General features: G+C 73.8%; 14 protein-coding genes. 7 read left to right on the top strand and 7 right to left on the bottom strand.

From position 1 onward, the window contains the following. On the bottom strand, positions 1–849 hold the full coding sequence (locus ACIGXO_RS30220) for a class I SAM-dependent methyltransferase (protein WP_399793108.1): 849 nt from the start codon (positions 847–849) through the stop codon (positions 1–3). A gap of 58 nt (positions 850–907) precedes the next feature. Beyond that, positions 908–1,150: a winged helix-turn-helix domain-containing protein gene (locus ACIGXO_RS30225; protein WP_399793110.1), complete on the bottom strand. Its 243-nt coding sequence runs from the start codon at positions 1,148–1,150 to the stop codon at positions 908–910. 248 nt (positions 1,151–1,398) lie between these two features. Between ACIGXO_RS30225 and ACIGXO_RS30230 the strand changes: the two genes are divergently transcribed. Together ACIGXO_RS30230 and ACIGXO_RS30235 are read left to right on the top strand one after the other, a co-directional pair. Next, on the top strand, positions 1,399–1,611 hold the full coding sequence (locus tag ACIGXO_RS30230; RefSeq protein WP_399793112.1) for a hypothetical protein: 213 nt from the start codon (positions 1,399–1,401) through the stop codon (positions 1,609–1,611). Positions 1,612–1,646: 35 nt separating this feature from the next. After that, positions 1,647–2,693, top strand: a complete 1,047-nt coding sequence (locus tag ACIGXO_RS30235; protein ID WP_399793114.1) for an MsnO8 family LLM class oxidoreductase — start codon at positions 1,647–1,649, stop codon at positions 2,691–2,693. Here ACIGXO_RS30235 and ACIGXO_RS30240 read toward each other — a convergent pair. From ACIGXO_RS30240 to ACIGXO_RS30250, 3 genes are all read right to left on the bottom strand, one after another. Next, positions 2,668–3,957 (bottom strand): TerD family protein, encoded by a 1,290-nt coding sequence (locus ACIGXO_RS30240; protein ID WP_399793317.1) that lies wholly within the window; start codon positions 3,955–3,957, stop codon positions 2,668–2,670. The genes ACIGXO_RS30235 and ACIGXO_RS30240 overlap by 26 nt on opposite strands. Positions 3,958–4,040: 83 nt before the next feature. Further along, a complete protein-coding gene (locus ACIGXO_RS30245; RefSeq protein WP_399793116.1) occupies positions 4,041–4,313 on the bottom strand; it encodes a GlsB/YeaQ/YmgE family stress response membrane protein in 273 nt (90 codons plus the stop codon). Between the two features lie 130 nt (positions 4,314–4,443). After that, on the bottom strand, positions 4,444–5,253 hold the full coding sequence (locus ACIGXO_RS30250; protein WP_399793118.1) for an NAD-dependent epimerase/dehydratase family protein: 810 nt from the start codon (positions 5,251–5,253) through the stop codon (positions 4,444–4,446). Positions 5,254–5,421: 168 nt separating this feature from the next. On the opposite strand from ACIGXO_RS30250, the gene ACIGXO_RS30255 reads away from it, so the two are divergent. Next, entirely contained in the window at positions 5,422–6,621 is a 1,200-nt protein-coding gene (locus tag ACIGXO_RS30255; RefSeq protein WP_399793120.1) for a hypothetical protein, read from the top strand. Positions 6,622–6,661: 40 nt separating this feature from the next. Here the strand turns inward: ACIGXO_RS30255 and ACIGXO_RS30260 are convergent, their stop codons facing one another. Next, on the bottom strand, positions 6,662–7,432 hold the full coding sequence (locus ACIGXO_RS30260; protein ID WP_399793122.1) for an IclR family transcriptional regulator: 771 nt from the start codon (positions 7,430–7,432) through the stop codon (positions 6,662–6,664). Between the two features lie 121 nt (positions 7,433–7,553). On the opposite strand from ACIGXO_RS30260, the gene ACIGXO_RS30265 reads away from it, so the two are divergent. Then, the gene (locus tag ACIGXO_RS30265) at positions 7,554–9,080 is read left to right on the top strand and encodes an aldehyde dehydrogenase (NADP(+)) (RefSeq protein ID WP_399793125.1); all 1,527 of its coding nucleotides are present in this window, start codon (positions 7,554–7,556) and stop codon (positions 9,078–9,080) included. Further along, positions 9,077–9,613 (top strand): GNAT family N-acetyltransferase, encoded by a 537-nt coding sequence (locus ACIGXO_RS30270; RefSeq protein WP_399793127.1) that lies wholly within the window; start codon positions 9,077–9,079, stop codon positions 9,611–9,613. The genes ACIGXO_RS30265 and ACIGXO_RS30270 overlap by 4 nt, the downstream gene beginning before the upstream one ends. Here the strand turns inward: ACIGXO_RS30270 and ACIGXO_RS30275 are convergent. Then, on the bottom strand, positions 9,588–10,241 hold the full coding sequence (locus tag ACIGXO_RS30275) for a class I SAM-dependent methyltransferase (protein WP_399793129.1): 654 nt from the start codon (positions 10,239–10,241) through the stop codon (positions 9,588–9,590). The two genes, ACIGXO_RS30270 and ACIGXO_RS30275, sit on opposite strands and share 26 nt — an antisense overlap. A gap of 193 nt (positions 10,242–10,434) precedes the next feature. Between ACIGXO_RS30275 and ACIGXO_RS30280 the strand changes: the two genes are divergently transcribed. Both ACIGXO_RS30280 and ACIGXO_RS30285 read left to right on the top strand, forming a co-directional pair. Then, positions 10,435–11,520 (top strand): aminotransferase class V-fold PLP-dependent enzyme, encoded by a 1,086-nt coding sequence (locus ACIGXO_RS30280; protein WP_399793131.1) that lies wholly within the window; start codon positions 10,435–10,437, stop codon positions 11,518–11,520. A 109-nt stretch (positions 11,521–11,629) separates the two neighbouring features. Continuing rightward, complete coding sequence (locus tag ACIGXO_RS30285) at positions 11,630–12,697, top strand: alkene reductase (protein WP_399793133.1); 1,068 nt, start codon at positions 11,630–11,632, stop codon at positions 12,695–12,697. Positions 12,698–12,726: the final 29 nt, after the last annotated feature.

Consider the following 12,726-nt stretch of genomic DNA (forward strand, 5'->3'; position numbering starts at 1 on the left):
TCAGCCGGTCTGCGGTCGGCCGGTCTGCGGTCGGTCCGCGGTGATCACGTAGTAGTCCAGCAGCCCCTTCTCGTACGCGGTCAGGAACCGGCGCGGCCACAGGTCGCGCAGCTCGGGGAGCTGACCGAGGTACCGGTCGTACGCGGCCCACACCGATTCCCCGATCGCCCGGATCCGCACGTCCGACAGCCCGGCCTCCTCCAGCGCGGCGGCGACCCCGTCCGCGACATGGGGGAGGTCCAGGCCGTCGGCGTAGGTGGGCAGCAGTCCGGGCAGCGCGCGGGCGGCCTCCTGGCCGGTGGCGAAGAACGTCGTCAGCACCAGCCGGCCGCCCGCGCGCAGCACCCGCGCCGCCTCTCGGGCGAAGCCCGGGATGTCGGGGAAGTGCTGGGCCGCCTCGACGGAGAACAGGCAGTCCACGGAGGCGTCCGGCAGCGGCAGCCGCTCGGCCGCGCCGCGCCGGTACTCCAGCCGCCCCGGGTGCGCCTCGCGCACGGCGGCGTTCCGCGCCTCGGCCCGCCGGACCTGGTCGGGGTGGATGTCCAGCCCGACGACGGACCCGAACCCGTACTCGCACAGCGCGAGGGCCGAGCCGAGCCCCAGCCCGCACCCGACCTCGACGGCGTCCCGCCCCTCCGTACGCTCAAAGCCGCGCAGGACCAGCCGGTACAGCTCCTTCTCCGTACCGATCCGATCGGCCTCGCTCACCGGCCGGTCGTCCGGCACATCCGCCCAGTACCCGAAGTTGATGAACCCCCCGGCGAACGCGGGCACGTGGCTGAGGTCGAACTCCCCGTAAATCTCCTCCAGGGAGGGAACGGTGGGCGGCTGCGGCTGATCGGCGGACATCCGGCCTCCTCGCGGCTCGCTGTGCGCGGCTCTGCGGACACCGGGGACAGTACCGGGTCTACGCCCCGTCGTCCGCTCCGGCGCCCAGGATGAAGGTGCCCTTCGCGGGGAGTGTGGCCACCACGCCCCGGAGCCGGAGCAGCGCGACGGCGCGGCGCACGGTGCCGATGCTGACCCCGTAGACCTCCGTCATGCGGCGTTCGGCGGGCAGGGCGGCGCCCTTCGCCAGCTTTCCTGACCGGACCTCTTCCTGGATCTGGTCGGCCAGCTCTTCGTAGCGGTAGCGCGGCATCTCGGTCATGTCTTGAGCCTGCCGCGCCGCAGAGCACCCCGCAGCTCCGGACCGCGTCCCGACGCGGTGGGACGCGGTGGGTATCAGGGGGACGCAGTTGGGGTACCGTCAGACATGAAGAGACCCCGGCGGCCGGATTGGGCCCGGCCCCGGGGCGTTGGCCGACACTGTGGAGGAGTGCCGACATGGAGAGCCTACGACGGTTGCCGTGGAGCGATGGTGGGCGGACCGCTTACGTTCCGTTGGGGGACGGGCTGGTGAATCATCTGGCCGATGTCATGGAGGGCGAGATGCTCGTCATGGCGAGGGCCGACGTCGCGCGGGGGCGCGCCATGGCCGGGGACCCGGAGGCGTCCGGGGCGGAGCTGCGGCGGGCCGTCCGGTACCTGGCTCAGGCGGTCGAGGACGCCGCCTTGGTGGCTGACCTTCGGGGGGAGCGGCTGCCTGGCGCGGCCGGCGTGGAGGCGTAGCGGAATCCCGCGCGCCCCAGGACGTTGTACTGATCGTGGATTCGACGACAGTGGCCCCGCGATTCTCGGTTCTGGACCGGTCCCGCACGCGAGCGGGACGGCCGCAGGCGGAAGCGTTGCAGGAGACGGTGCGCTTTGCGCGGGAGGTGGAGGGGCTCGGGTACCACCGGTTCTGGGTGTCGGAGCACCACAGTGTGCCGGGGGTGGCGGGGTCCGCGCCCACCGTGCTCGCGGCTGCTGTTGCCGCGGCCACCCGTCGTATCCGGGTCGGTACCGGCGGGGTCATGCTGCCCAATCACCGGCCGCTGGTCGTCGCCGAGCAGTTCGGCGTGCTGGAATCGCTCTTTCCCGGGCGGATCGATATGGGGCTGGGGCGGTCGGTCGGGTTCACGGACGGGATTCGGCGGGCGTTGGGGACGGACAAGGGCGCGGCGGACGGCTTTGGCGCGCAGCTTGCTGAGTTGATCGGTTACTTCGCGGGGACGCAGACCGTTCATCCGCAGGTGCATGCCCGGCCCGCCGAGGGGCTGAGCGTGCCGGCGTTCGTGCTGGCCACCGGGGCCGGGGCGGAGATCGCCGCCGAGGCGGGGCTCGCGCTGGTGATCGGCGACGTGCGGGGGCGGGAGGCGCTGCTGCGGGCCGTCGAGCGCTACCGGGCCGGTTTCCGGCCGTCGGTGATGTGGGAGCGGCCGTACGTCGTCGTGTCCGCGACCGTCGCCGTGGCCGCCACGACCGAGGACGCCCGCCGGCTGCTGCTCCCGGAAGCCTGGGCGATGGCGTACTCCCGTACGCGCGGGGTCTTTCCTCCGCTGGAGCCCGTGGCGGACGTGCTCGCGCGGGAGGCGTCGATGACCGCGAAGGAGCGGGAGTTCTACGAGGCGGCGCAGCGCGGCCACATCCACGGCACGGCGGACGAGGTCCGCGCGGGCATGGCGGACCTGCTCGGCGCGACCGGCGCCGACGAACTGCTGGTCACCACGAGCACCTACGACCGCGCCGCCCAGCTCGACTCCTACCGCCGGCTCGCGGCGGTGGCGGAGCTGGGCGGCGCGCCGGTCACAGCGCCTGCGCGGCCGGCTTGACCATGCCGCGGACCGTGCGGGAGTCGACGAACTCGCCGAGGGCCGTCATCTCCCACTCGCCGCTGTACTGCCGGATCAGCTTGGCCATCAGCACGCCCGTCCGCTTCTCCGAGCCGGTCAGGTCGAAGCGGACCAGCTCCTCGCCGGACTGCGCGTCCAGCAGGCGGCAGTACGCCTTGGCGACGTCGGTGAACTTCTGGCCGGAGAAGCTGTTCACCGTGAAGACCAGGCCCGTGACCTCCGGGGGGAGGCCGCCGAGGTGGACCGTGATCGCCTCGTCGTCGCCCGCGCCCTCACCCGTGAGGTTGTCCCCGGAGTGCTGGATGGCGCCGTTGAGGATCGCGAGCTTGCCGAAGAAGCAGTTGTCGATCTTCTTGCGGTCCGGGCCGTACGCGATCACGGACGCGTCGAGGTCGATGTCCTTGCTGCGGAACGCGGGCTCCCAGCCGAGGCCCATCCGGACCGAGGTCAGCAGCGGGCGGCCGCCCTTGACCAGGGAAACGGTCTGGTTCTTCTGGAGGCTGACCCGGCCCTTGTCGAGATTGATCTTCCCGGCGCCGGGGGCGGGGGCCGGGGCCGGCGGTGCCGCGGGCGGCGGCGCGGGGGTGCCCATGGAGCCCGGTGCGCCGGGCACGGCGGTCGGCGGGGCGAGCGGGGCGGCGGCGCCGGTGGGCGGGCCCCACTGGCCGGCGCTCGGCGCACCCGGGTGCGGCGGCGCGGGCGGCGTGGCGGGCTGCTGTGGCGCGACGGGCGCCGCGACCGGCGCCGCGGGCTCCTCGACGCTGACGCCGAAGTCCGTGGCGATGCCCGCCAGGCCGTTCGCATAGCCCTGGCCGACCGCGCGGACCTTCCACGCGTCGCCGCGGCGGTAGACCTCGACCACCACGAGGGCGGTCTCGGAGCCCAGCTGGGGCGGGGTGAACGTGGCGATCACGCTGCCGTCGTCGGCGCTGCGGACCGTCGCCGTCGGCTCCGTGCCGGCGAAGGTGGCGCCCGGCGCGTCCAGGCTCGCCGTGACGACGATCTTGTCGATGCCGGGCGGCACGGCGGCGGTGTCGACCGTGATCGTGTCGCCGCCGCCGCTCGTGCCCGCGGTGTGGGTCACGCCCGGACCGCTCGGTTGGTTGTAGAAAACGAAGTCGTCGTCGGAGCGGACCTTGCCGTCGGCGGTCAGCAGCAGGCCCGACACGTCCAGCCGCACGGGAGCGGTGACGTCCACCGCGACCCGCGCCGCGGAGAGCGGGAGATTCGAGCCAGGAGTCATAGCGGTCATGTCCCCAGTAACGACCGGCACCGCTTTACGGTTCCATTACCCGCTCGATCGCCTCGCACCGCCCGCCGCGGGCGTCAGTCCCGGGCGCGGGAGTTACCGAAGAGCAGCCGGTACGCGATCAGCAGGACCAGGGCGCCGGCGATGGAGGCGACCCACATGGCCGGGTCGAAGAAGTCCTTCGGTATCGGACGGTCGAGGAACTTCGTGGAGAGCCAGCCGCCCACGAACGAGCCCACGATGCCGGTCAGGGTGGTGCCGACCAGGCCGCCCGGGTCCCGTCCGGGCAGCAGGACCTTGGCGATGACGCCGGCGACCAGCCCCAGTACGAGCCAGCTGACGATGCCCATGATGGTGTTCCTCGTTCCTGCAAGGGGTTGTTACGCCTTCAAGGACGCGAGGACACCGCCCGGAGTTCCGTGCGCTATGCCACGATCGGCCGCCGACGGGCAACCGCCCGCCCCGCGCGGCCAGGTGATCTCAGTGCGGCCAGATCGGCGGGTCCGTGCAGAAGGCACCGCCCAGATGCGCGTGTTCGGGGTTCTCCGGGTCCAGCTCGCCCTGCGCGGCGATGAGTTCGGCGGCGTACTCCTCGGAGTCGTCCTGCGGCTCGTACCCGAGGGCGCGGGCGGTGCTCAGGTCCCACCACAGCCGGGTGTTGGCGGAGGAGCCGTAGACGACGGTGTGGCCGACGTCCTCGGCGGTGAGCGCCGCGTGCAGCAGCCGGGCGCAGTCGGCGGGGCTCATCCAGATCGACAGCATGCGGACGGACGTGGGCTTGGGGAAGCAGGACCCGATGCGGACGGAGACGGTCTCGATGCCGTGCAGGTCCCAGTAGAGCGAGGCGAGATCCTCGCCGAAGCCCTTGGAGAGCCCGTAGAAGGTGTCGGGGCGGCGCGGGGTGTTCACGGGTATCGCGCCGGAACCGTCCCGGGGGCGGGGCGTGAAGCCGACGGCGTGGTTGGAGGAGGCGAAGACGATCCGCCGCACGCCTTCCTCGCGCGCCGCTTCGTAGAGGTTGTACGTCCCCTCGATGTTGGCCTGGAGGATCTTCTCGAACGTCGACTCCAGGGAGATGCCCGCCAGGTGGACGACCGCGTCGACCCCGTGCACCGCCTTGCGCAGCGCCTCCTTGTCGCCGAGGTCGGCGACGATCGCGTCCGGCTCGCCCTCGATGGGCAGGCGGTCGAAGAGCCGCAGCCGGTAGCCGTACGAGGGCAGCAGTTCGCGCATCAGGGTGCCGAGGCCGCCGGCGGCCCCCGTGAGCAGGACGGTGCGGGGTGCGGTCATGGGCGTCAACGTAAAGAAGGGGCGTGCTCCGGTCAAGATGGTGGACGACGAAGGGCTCTTGACCCGGTGTGTGCGCTGTTTTAGCGTCATCGCGTTCATGTGGATGGATGCTGGACACGAATACGTCTGAGTGCGACTCGGCGTATGTGGTTCTCCGAAGGGATCCCGATGCGTGCCGCCGCTTTTCTCTACCCGTGGGACGTCGTCGGGGACCCCGATGCCGCGCGGCGGATCGCCGGGCTCGGCGTCGCTCAGGTCACCCTCGCCGCCGCCTACCACTCCACCCGCGCCCTCACCCCGCGCCACCCGGAGCACCGCGTCGTCACCGCCCGGCACTCCGCCGTCCTCTACCCGCCGTCCCCGGAGCGGTGGGCCGGCCGCGCGCTGCGCCCGTATGCGCAGGACTGGCTCCCGGGGCCCGACCCGTACGAGGAGGCCGCCCGCACGCTCACCGACGCGGGCCTGGAGGTGCACTCCTGGGTGGTGCTCGCGCACAACTCCCGGCTGGGCGCCGAGCACCCGGGGTCCGTCGTCCGCAACGCCTACGGGGACGCCTACCCCTGGGCGCCCTGCATCGCCCGCCCCGAAGTGCACGAGTACCTCGTGACGCTGGCCGCCGAGGCCGCCGTACGGCCGTACACGCGCGGCACCGAACTGGAGTCGTGCGGCTGGTACGGCCTCGCGCACCTGCACGCGCACGACAAGACGGGCGGCGTCCCCTTGAGCGGCGCGGCGCAGTACCTGATGTCGCTGTGCTTCTGTACGGAGTGCCGCCAGGGGTACGCGGCGCTGGGCGCCGACCCCGAGGAGCTGCGCCGCTCAGTGCTGCGCGCGCTGGCCCCGGTGTGGGCGGGCGGCGGTACGGAGGGAGCGGGCGACCGGGCGGGGGAGTGGGCCGAGGTCGTCGAGGCCCTCGGAGAGCCGTACGCGCGGGTCGTCGCCGGCTGGCGCAACCGGGCCGCGGAGGAGCTGCGGCGCGCCGCCGTGGCCGCCGTACGGGCCGCCGCCGGGACGGACTTCCGCGTCCTGCTGCACGCCGACCCCGCCCCGCACCGCTGCGGCGCCAACGCCGGCGTCGACCCGCGGCAGGTCATGGACCACGCGGACGGCGTGGTCGTGCCGTGCACGGGGAGTGCGGAGGACCGGGCCGCGGCGCTGGCGGCGTTCACGGGACGCGGCGTCCGCGCCGCGAACTTCACGGTCGTCCGGGGCATGGGCGGCAGCCCGCACACGCTCGCGGCGGACGCGGCCCACGCGGCCGCGTCCGGCGCCGACGAGCTGCGGCTGTACCACGCGGGCCTGGCGTCCGACGTGGACCTGGAGGAGGTCCGTACGGCCCTCACGGAGCTGAGCGGTTCGGGCGCCTGAAGGGCGTCTGAAAGGGCGCCTGAAAGGCGGGCGCTGTGCCCTAGAGGCGCCGCGTCGCCAGCGTCAGCCGGTCCCGGGCGTCGAAGAGCGCGTCCTTGATCATCTGCTCGTGGGTCGGGGTGAGCCGGGCGACCGGGACCGAGCAGCTGATGGCGTCGCGGGCCGGCGTGCGGTACGGGATCGCCACCCCGAAGCAGCGCAGCCCGAGGGTGTTCTCCTCGCGGTCGACGGCGTACCCCTGCTCCCGTACCGCGTGCAGCTCCTCGATGAGCTTCTCGCGGTCGGTCGTGGTGTGCTCGGTGAGCGAGGGCAGCGTCTCCGGGAGCATCTTGCGCACCTGCTCGTCCGTGTGCGTCGCGAGCAGGGCCTTGCCCAGGGACGTGGAGTGCGCGGGCAGCCGGCGGCCGACTCGGGTGAAGGGGCGCAGGTAGTGCTGCGACTGACGGGTCGCCAGATAGACGACGTTCGTGCCGTCCAGGCGGGCGAGGTGGATGGTCTCGGTGGTGTCGTCGGAGAGCCGGTCCAGGGTGGGCCGCGCCGCGGCCACGACCTCGTCGCCGTCGATGTAGGACGTGCCGACGAGCAGGGCGCGCACCCCGATGCCGTACCGCGTGCCGGTGGCGTCCGTCTCCACCCAGCCCAGATCGACGAGCGTGCGCAGCAGCATGTAGAGACTGGACTTCGGGTAGCCGACGGCCTCCTGGACGGAGGCGAGGCTGTGCATCCCGGGGCGGCCCGCGAAGTACTCCAGCAGTTCGACCGTCCGCACCGCGGACTTGACCTGTGATCCCCCGGTCTCGGCAGCCGGCATCGCCCTTGACCCCTCAGTTCGGACAGTCATAGAGTCCCAGGAGTATTCACACTCCGGGACGCGGTTCAGTATATCGAACGCGTCCGGACTGCAGAAGTACTCGGCCCGGGAGGAATGCACGGTGGCAGCACCAGTCTGGAGCGTCGACCCCCGCAGCGGGAAGCAGCGCGAAGAGGTTGCGGCCGAGGCCACAGCCGAGGAGGTCGACGCGACCGTACGGGCCGCGCACGAAGCCCGCGGCTCCCTCGCCGACCGGACCGTGCGCGCCGCCTTCCTGCGCCGCGCCGCCGATCTGCTCGACCAGGCGGGCGATGCGGTGATCGAGGCCGCCGACGCCGAGACCGCGCTCGGCCCCGGCCGGCTCACCGGTGAACTGGCCCGGACGACGTACCAGTTGCGCGCGTTCGCGGACATCGTCGACGAGGGCGCCTTCCTCGACGTGCACATCGACCACGCGAACCCGCAGCTCACCCCGCCCCGCCCCGACCTGCGGCGCTACAAGATCCCGCTCGGCGTGGTCGCGGTCTACTCCGCCTCCAACTTCCCGCTGGCCTTCTCGGTGCCCGGCGGCGACACCGCCAGCGCCCTGGCCGCCGGCTGCCCGGTCGTCGTCAAGGCGCACCCGGACCACCCCGCCACCTCCGAGCTGTGCGCGGCCCTGCTGCGCCGCGCCGCCGCCGAGTCCGGCCTCCCCGAGGCCGTCGTCGGCCTGGTGCACGGCTTCGACGCGGGCGTGGAGCTGGTCCGCCACCCGCTGATCACCGCCGCCGGCTTCACCGGTTCGGTACGCGGCGGCCGCGCCCTGTACGACGCGGCGGCGGCCCGCCCGCAGCCGATCCCCTTCCACGGCGAGCTGGGCAGCCTCAACCCCGTCGTGGTCACCCAGGACGCCGTCGAGGAGCGCGCCGAGCAGATCGGCGCGGGCCTGGCCGGCGCGATGACGCTCGGCGTCGGCCAGTTCTGCGTCAAGCCGGGCCTGGTGCTGGTGCCCGAGGGCGCGGCCGGTGACGGGCTCGTCAAGGAGCTCACCGCCAAGGTCAGCGACACCGAGGCGGGCGTCCTGCTCGACCACCGGATGCGGGACGCCTTCATCGCGGGCGTCCAGGCCCGCGCCGAACTCCCCGATGTGGAGGCCCCGGTGACGCCCGGCGCGGGCGGCGAGCACACCGTGTCCGCCGGCTTCCTCACGCTGCCCGCCGCCCGGCTGGCCGCCGAGGGCCCGCACGACCTGCTCCTGGAGGAGTGCTTCGGCCCGGTGACGGTGGTCGCGCGGTACGCCGACGACGCCGAGGCGACCGCCGTCCTGAGCCGGCTGCCCGGCAACCTCTCCGCGACCCTCCAGCTCTCCACCGCCGAGTGCGCGGGCGAGGGCCGGGGCGGCGCGCTGCTCGCCGAGGTCACCGCGCTCGCCGGCCGCGTCGTGGTCAACGGCTGGCCCACCGGCGTCGCCGTGTCCCCCGCGCAGCACCACGGCGGCCCCTACCCGGCGACCACCTCGACCTCCACCTCCGTCGGCGGCACGGCCATCGAGCGCTGGCTGCGCCCGGTCGCCTACCAGGACACCCCGCCCGCGCTGCTCCCGCCCGAGCTGCGCGACGAGAACCCGCTGGGACTGCCCCGCCGGGTCGACGGGGTCCGCGAGGCGTGACGGTGCCCCGCCCCGCGAGCGGCCCGGACATCACGGTCCGGGCCGCCGTACCGGGCGACCTGGACGCGATCGTCGCGCTGCACGCCCGGGCCCGCGCGACCTACTACCGCGGACGGCTGCCCGACGCGCTCCTGGCCGACCCGGCCGGCACGGCCCGCCGGCGCACGGGCTGGGCCGGGGCCGTCGAGCGGCCGGACACCACCGTGCTGTGCGCGGAACGCGCCGGTACGACCGTGGGTGTCGCGTCCTTCCGCCGCGAGGACGGCGCCCCCGCGGACGCCGTCGTGCTGCACCAGCTGCACGTCGACCCCGCCCACTGGCGCACCGGCGTCGGCACTGCCCTGCACGACGCCTGCGTCGCCGCCTGGCACGCGGCGGGCCACCCCCGCGCCCGGCTCCAGGTGTACTGGCACAACCGCCGGGCCCGCGACTTCTACGCCCGGCACGGCTGGCGGCCGGACGAGGGCCGCCGCCCGGCCCCCGACGACACCCACCTCAGCCTGACGCTCACGCTGGCGCCCGGCGCGCGATGAGCTGGAGCCGGCTCACGGAGTGACCGTGCAGCGTGCCGACGGCGTCGGTGCGCTCCTCCGTCACGGCGAAGCCGTGCATCCGCAGCAGTCGCCGCAGGTACTCCGGCTCGTGGTGCCGGACCACCGCCCCGTCCTCGGTGCGGAAGACCCCGTACGCGCCGAACTCGTCCTCGTACGCGGCGTACCGGGCACGCGAGCGCGGGTCGGTCTGCAGCGGTACGTCGCTGAGGTGCAGCAGCCCGCCGGAGCGCACCACGCGCGCCAGCTCCCCGAGGACGGCGCGCTGCCCGGCATCGTGCGCCACGCGGGTGAGCACACCGAAGAGCAGCGCCGCGTCGTGGCGCCCGTCCTGGTAGGGCAGCGGCAGCCCGGGGCAGTACGTGAGCGGCAGTCCGGGGTGCTCCCGCCGCCCGCGCTCGACCAGCGCCCGCGACCCGTCCACGCCCTCGGCCGCATACCCCAGTGCCGCGAGGACGGCCGTCCGCCGGCCGCTGCCGCAGCCGAGATCCAGCACCCGCGCGCCGGGCGTCAGCTGCGACCGGAGCGCGGCGGGGTCGAAGGGGTGGCCGACGGCGGGGTCGGTCCCGGCGCTCTCCCAGGAGCCGAGACGTTCTTGAGGCGTAGTCATGCCGGGACCGTACCTGCGCGGGGCGGCGCCGAAGGCCCGATGCACGGCAAGTGCATCACCGAGCGCCGCAGGACAGCGCAAAACCGCCCATGGATGCGTAAAACTGGTCCCTCCACCCCCGCGGAGACGCCCTCCGGGGCCCTTCGCGGTCCTTCTCCAAGCTCTCCTTTGGGCGTGCCCAAGAAGATTCGGGATGGACGCCGGGGCACGGAACGATCACAGTGGTGCAATGACGCAACAGCGACTGGGCGGCGCCGAGTTCGCGCCCGAGACGACGTATCTGAACACCGCTGCCAGCGGCCTGCTGCCCGCCAGGACCCGCGCGGCGCTGCGCGACGAGCTCGACGTCGCCACCTCGTACGGCACTATGGGCCACGACTACTTCGGCCCGGCGGACGCCGCGCGGGCTTCCTTCGCGCGGCTGCTGCACACCACCCCGGACCGAGTGGCCATCGGCGGCTCGGTCGCCGTCTCCAGCGCGCTGATCGCCGGCTCGCTGCCCGAGGGCGCCGAAGTGCTGCTTCCCGAGGGTGAGTTCAGCTCGGTGGTCAATCCCTTCTCGATGCGGCCGGGGCTGCGGGTGCGCACCGCGCCGCTGGAGGGGCTGGCCGACGCGGTGTGGCCGGGCACCGCGCTGGTCGCCTTCGCCGCGGTGCAGGCGCTGGACGGCCGGATCGCCGATCTCGCGGCCGTCCGGGAGGCGGCCCGCGCGCACGGCGCCCGGACGCTGCTGGACGCGACGCAGGCCGCGGGCTGGCTGCCGCTGGACGCCCGCGAGTACGACTACGTCGTGTGCGGCGCCTACAAGTGGCTGCTGTCCCCGCGGGGCGCGTCGTTCCTGGTGGTCGGCGCGGACGCGGCGCAGCCGGCCGCGCTGCACGCGGGCTGGGTGGCCGGCGCCGACCCGATGCAGTCCAACTACGGCCCGATCGAGCGGCTCGCCGAGGACGCCCGCCGCTACGACGAGCCGCACGGCCTCCTCCCGTACACCGGAGCCCAGCACTCCCTCGCGCTCCTCGAAGAGATCGGCGTGGCGGCGGTGCACAAGCACAACACCGCGCTGGCGGAGCGGTACCGCGCCGGCCTCGCCGAGCTGGGGCACGAGCCGCTGCCCGCGCCCGGCTCCGCGATCGTCACCGTCCCCGGCCTCGCGGACGCGCACGCGCGGCTGGCCGAGGCGGGCGTCGTGGCGGCCGTACGGGCGGGGAAGCTGCGGGTGGGCTTCCACCTGTACAACACGCCGGACGACGTGGACCGGCTGCTGGAGCTGCTCAAGTAAACGGGTGTCAAGTGGCAGGCGGTGCAGGGGAGTTGACATTGCCGGGAATGTGCCGGCGGCAGGCCGTGTTGGGGACCGGTGACCGCACCGGCTTCGTGAAAGGAACGCCTTGACCACTGCCTTCGACCCCGTCGAGCTGGCCGGGCTGACGCTCGCCAACCGCCTCGTCATGGCCCCGATGACGCGCAACCGCGCCACCGCCGACGGCGTGCCCACCCCGTCCATGGTCCGCTACTACACCCAGCGGGCCTCGGCCGGTCTCATCATCACCGAAGCCACCCAGCCGAACGTGGTGGGCCGCGGCTACCCGCTCACCCCCGGGCTGCACACCGCCGAGCAGATCGCGGGCTGGCGTACGGTCACCGACTCCGTGCACGCGGCGGGCGGCAGGATCTTCGCGCAGCTGTGGCACGGCGGCCGCATCGGCCACCCCGTCCTGCTGCCGGACGGCCTGATACCGGTCGGGCCGTCCGCGGTCGCCGCCGACCAGCAGGTCTTCACCCAGGACGGCATGAAGGACTGCGTCGTGCCGCGCGAGCTGTCCGGCGACGAGGTACGCGAGACCATCGCGGACTTCGCGGTCGCGGCGCGCAACGCGATCGAGGCCGGCTTCGACGGCGTGGAGATCCACGGCGCCAACGGCTACCTGATCCACCAGTTCCTCTCGCCCGCGAGCAACCTGCGCACCGACGAGTGGGGCGGCTCCGACGAGGCCCGCGCCCGCTTCGCCGTCGAGGTCACCAAGGCCGTCGCCGCGGAGATCGGCGCGTACCGCACCGCCCTGCGGATCTCGCCCGGCAACCCCTTCAACGGCATGTCGGCGCCCGAGCCCGAGGCGACCTACACCGCCCTGGTCGAGGCGATCGCCCCGCTGGGCCTGGCCTACCTGCACGCCTGCGACGTGCGGGACAGCGGGCTGCTGGCGCGGCTGCGGAAGCGCTTCGGCGGCACCTTCGTGCTGAACCCGGCCGTCGACGGCCGCCCCGCCGGGCCCGAGGAGCTGTCCCTGGTCGAGGAGGGCGAGGCCGACCTGCTGGCGTACGGCCGGCTGTTCCTCGCCAACCCGGACCTGCCCGCGCGCCTCGCGGCCGGCGGCCCGTTCAACGAGCCGGTACGGGAGAGCTTCTACGGCGGCGACGACAGCGGCTACGTGGACTACCCGGCCCTCACCGGCTGAATCCCGCCCCCGGACCCCGGGCGGATGGC

This window comes from Streptomyces sp. NPDC053542 (assembly GCF_044544685.1).
Lineage (GTDB): Bacteria > Actinomycetota > Actinomycetes > Streptomycetales > Streptomycetaceae > Streptomyces.